This is a genomic window from Bacteroides sp. 3_1_13, from assembly GCF_001185845.1.
GTDB classification, from domain to species: domain Bacteria; phylum Bacteroidota; class Bacteroidia; order Bacteroidales; family Bacteroidaceae; genus Bacteroides; species Bacteroides xylanisolvens.
In genome coordinates, this window is the sequence record NZ_KQ236965.1 from 1 (window position 1) to 2997 (window position 2997).

Below are 2997 nucleotides of genomic sequence, written 5' to 3' on the forward strand. Positions count from 1 at the left end.
CCCGTAAAAGGGGTTAGCAACAATCTATATTTGCAACGGAAAATGATTTGACTTCCCTAAAAAATGATATGAAAAAGACAAAACTTGAAAATCAGCAACAGGTTTGGAAAGGATGCAAAAAACAACCGGTCAGACAGCAAGCATGGCACATTCCGAAAATATGGTCAGCCGCCTATCGACACACCGGAAGAAACCTCTGCAATTCCTTTTAAAAAAATGAAGCCGAAGAATGAAGCATACAATATTCCACGTATCGAAAAAAGTGACTGCACGATAAAATGAAAGGCTGCAACGGAAGAACAGACTTGCGGATTCTGCGGGGAGAACATAACCATACAGGCATACAGCCACTACAACTGTTTCCGGAAAAAGAAGATTATACAACCGGAAAAACAGAAAGGCATCCACTCGGAGAAAAGCAAGCAAACGATTGAAGCGGACTGCCGATTTAGCGGCGAAATATCCGACTACCTATATACAGCCCTAAAAGGCTGGGGCATATGGGTAAGCAACAGACTGCCGGGCAAATAAAAGGAGAGTGGCATAGCCGCCGGAAAGAGGTTGTCTCGATGTGGCCGAAGCTCCGAAAGCAGACCGGATATGCCTCTCTCCTTTGCCTTCCCCATTCCTGGATTTCACACAATCACGGAGCCTGCGAGTGACTATGAGAAATCCTGAAACGGGGACAGTCACTCCGCTGAAAGGGTGGGTGGGAAACATGTGACTTTCTCCAAAATAACAAATAGGGGTATAAAGATCTCAAAAGAAAAGAAAGCCGTTCCAGAAAAGACTGGAGCAACTATCACCATCTACTGTTCTTTAAGTTAATTGCAGCAAATCCAAATCATCAGTGACCAATCCATCCAATACATGTTGGATTTTATCAAATATAGCCTTATCTATGCCATACGTGGCGCATAACGATTGAAATTTGCTTACAGCATCGAACACCTGTAATATCTTCTTTTCGGGCTCCTCTACAAAATCCTCGGCAAAGTTGACGAAATCACTTGTAGTCAAGGCAGACCTTTTGCCCATCACGCCCATCGAATGAATGTGTGCTGAAGAATTTTCCCATGTATTTGCCGTGAACATTACATCATATGCAGGTGATAAACGCCATACCCCTGCCTTATCCATGATAAACGATATGTTCTTATTATGATCATCGGATATACCTGCGACATAATTAAATACCATTCTGATAAATATCTGATCTTTGTCTTCCTGGGGAAGTTTCAGAGTCTCTGCTATCCAACACAGCTTCATATAATCATCTGCACCCGGCATAATGGCCGCAAGGGTCTGACTAAAGAGCTTTTCTCCATTCTTACGATCAAATCTTTCCGTTACGAAATGATTTCTTCCATCAATTTCTTTCAGGAAGCATGGCATCATGTTGATTCCCGCCGCCTTTGCCATTTCGCTATATACCATTTCTATCTCTGTGGTAGGAGAGTCATCTGCTTCTTTAAATTTGATGATATACTGCTTAAAATTTTCAGGCAAATCCACCTGGCCGGAACGAAACTCTTCCGTTTCGAGATTATAGGCAATCACTGCCTTCGGGCGCATGCCACCGGCAGAAGTTCCAAGATATATCAACTTTTTCATCGTGAGGCTATCCTCCGGTGATATGACAGCAGCATCTCGATCATTATATATTTTAGAAGCCAAAGTTGCCAATGATGACATATTTACTGACTCATGGATGGCATCATCATTAAATTCCGGTTCAAATTCCAATGCTCCCATAGCCCTCTTGCCAATATAAGAGAGCTTCAATAGAGGCAATGATTCCGTAACCTTTATATTATTATCCGTGAGCCATTGGTCAAATAGGGAAGCCCCCCATTTGTCAGGAAGCGCATCTGCAAGAAATTCCGGAAGCCCTTGATATAATTTATCTTTATTCCCATAGAAAGACGCAAACAAAGGGGTTCTCTTAGGGTGTGTGGAAGGGCATATATCATAATCTTGTTTCCTATATTCATCCGTAAATTGGAATACAGAACAATGCTTTTCAAAGTCCCAATTCAATTTGCCAATGCAAGTCCCCCACAGATATACATTCACTATAATCGGCTCTTTCTTCATACCATCTTACGTTTACCGTTAATTCTTTGTATTCTTTTACCTGTTTTTTCATTGATTAGGAAAGGGGAGTCTGGAAGTTCCGGAACCAAACCGACAACGCCTTCAAGAGTTCCACTTATACGCAAAATCTTAAGCAATGTACTTAGGGCAATATCACTTACTTTACAAGATTCTATTCTCTTAATAGTAACGATAGATACTCCTGCCTTATCCGCAAATTCTTGCTGGGAAAAACAGCAGCTAAGTCTTATAGACTTAACTCTCTTGCAGATTTCCTTTACAATACATTCATCTGAAAATTCGTATATTGTATATGTATCATATAATCTTTTCATAGAAAAACATATTTAGGTATCATTTTTGATACAAAAATACCGATAAATCTGAAAATCACCAAATTAAGAAACACTTTTTTTATAATCTTCTGCCGCATTAGCAAACGATTGAAGCGACCTTGTGCCGCTTCAATCGTTTGATTGCTTTTTCTTTTTAGTCCGGGGGTTCTTATTTTTCCGGAGTCGGGTAGAACTTAGTAGCTACCATCACAATGCGGTTACGCTTCTCCCCACTTTTAGAATCCGTCCATTCTTCCGGCTTAAAGTAGCCTTCAACGGTAATCAGTACATCTTTTTGCAGTATCCAAAAAGCATAGCGGTCTTCCATCTTACTCCAGGCTTCAACTTTCATAACAGAGGAAACAAATGTTTTTTCTTCATTTATCTTGCCTATGCGACTGACCACAATAGAGAAGTGTGCAACCTTTACTATTTCGAATAAATGGATTTCTGCATCCCTACAAATCCTGCCTGTTACTGCGAATGAATTTTCAATCTTTTTCATATCTCTGATTTTTTAGAAGTTAATTAATCAATTTTACAGTGCAATAACTGATTGTTGGCT

5 protein-coding genes are annotated in these 2997 nt (G+C 40.2%); 2 read left to right on the forward strand and 3 right to left on the reverse strand.

All coding sequences use genetic code 11. The features are described 5' to 3' along the window. Window positions 1-84: 84 nt before the first annotated feature. Entirely contained in the window at window positions 85-282 is a 198-nt protein-coding gene (locus tag HMPREF9009_RS24655; RefSeq protein ID WP_007564676.1) for a hypothetical protein, read from the forward strand. A gap of 218 nt (window positions 283-500) precedes the next feature. Further along, window positions 501-662 (forward strand): hypothetical protein, encoded by a 162-nt coding sequence (locus HMPREF9009_RS26080; RefSeq protein WP_005868748.1) that lies wholly within the window; start codon window positions 501-503, stop codon window positions 660-662. A gap of 157 nt (window positions 663-819) precedes the next feature. Here HMPREF9009_RS26080 and HMPREF9009_RS24660 read toward each other — a convergent pair whose 3' ends face one another. The 3 genes from HMPREF9009_RS24660 to HMPREF9009_RS24670 all read right to left on the reverse strand — a co-directional run bounded on the left by HMPREF9009_RS24660 (window position 820) and on the right by HMPREF9009_RS24670 (window position 2937). Further along, the gene (locus tag HMPREF9009_RS24660; protein WP_005868749.1) at window positions 820-2097 is read right to left on the reverse strand and encodes a type II toxin-antitoxin system HipA family toxin; all 1278 of its coding nucleotides are present in this window, start codon (window positions 2095-2097) and stop codon (window positions 820-822) included. Next, complete coding sequence (locus HMPREF9009_RS24665; protein WP_005868750.1) at window positions 2094-2432, reverse strand: helix-turn-helix domain-containing protein; 339 nt, start codon at window positions 2430-2432, stop codon at window positions 2094-2096. The genes HMPREF9009_RS24660 and HMPREF9009_RS24665 overlap by 4 nt, the downstream gene beginning before the upstream one ends. A 169-nt stretch (window positions 2433-2601) precedes the next feature. Continuing rightward, window positions 2602-2937, reverse strand: a complete 336-nt coding sequence (locus HMPREF9009_RS24670) for a single-stranded DNA-binding protein (RefSeq protein ID WP_005868751.1) — start codon at window positions 2935-2937, stop codon at window positions 2602-2604. Window positions 2938-2997 lie beyond the last annotated feature (60 nt).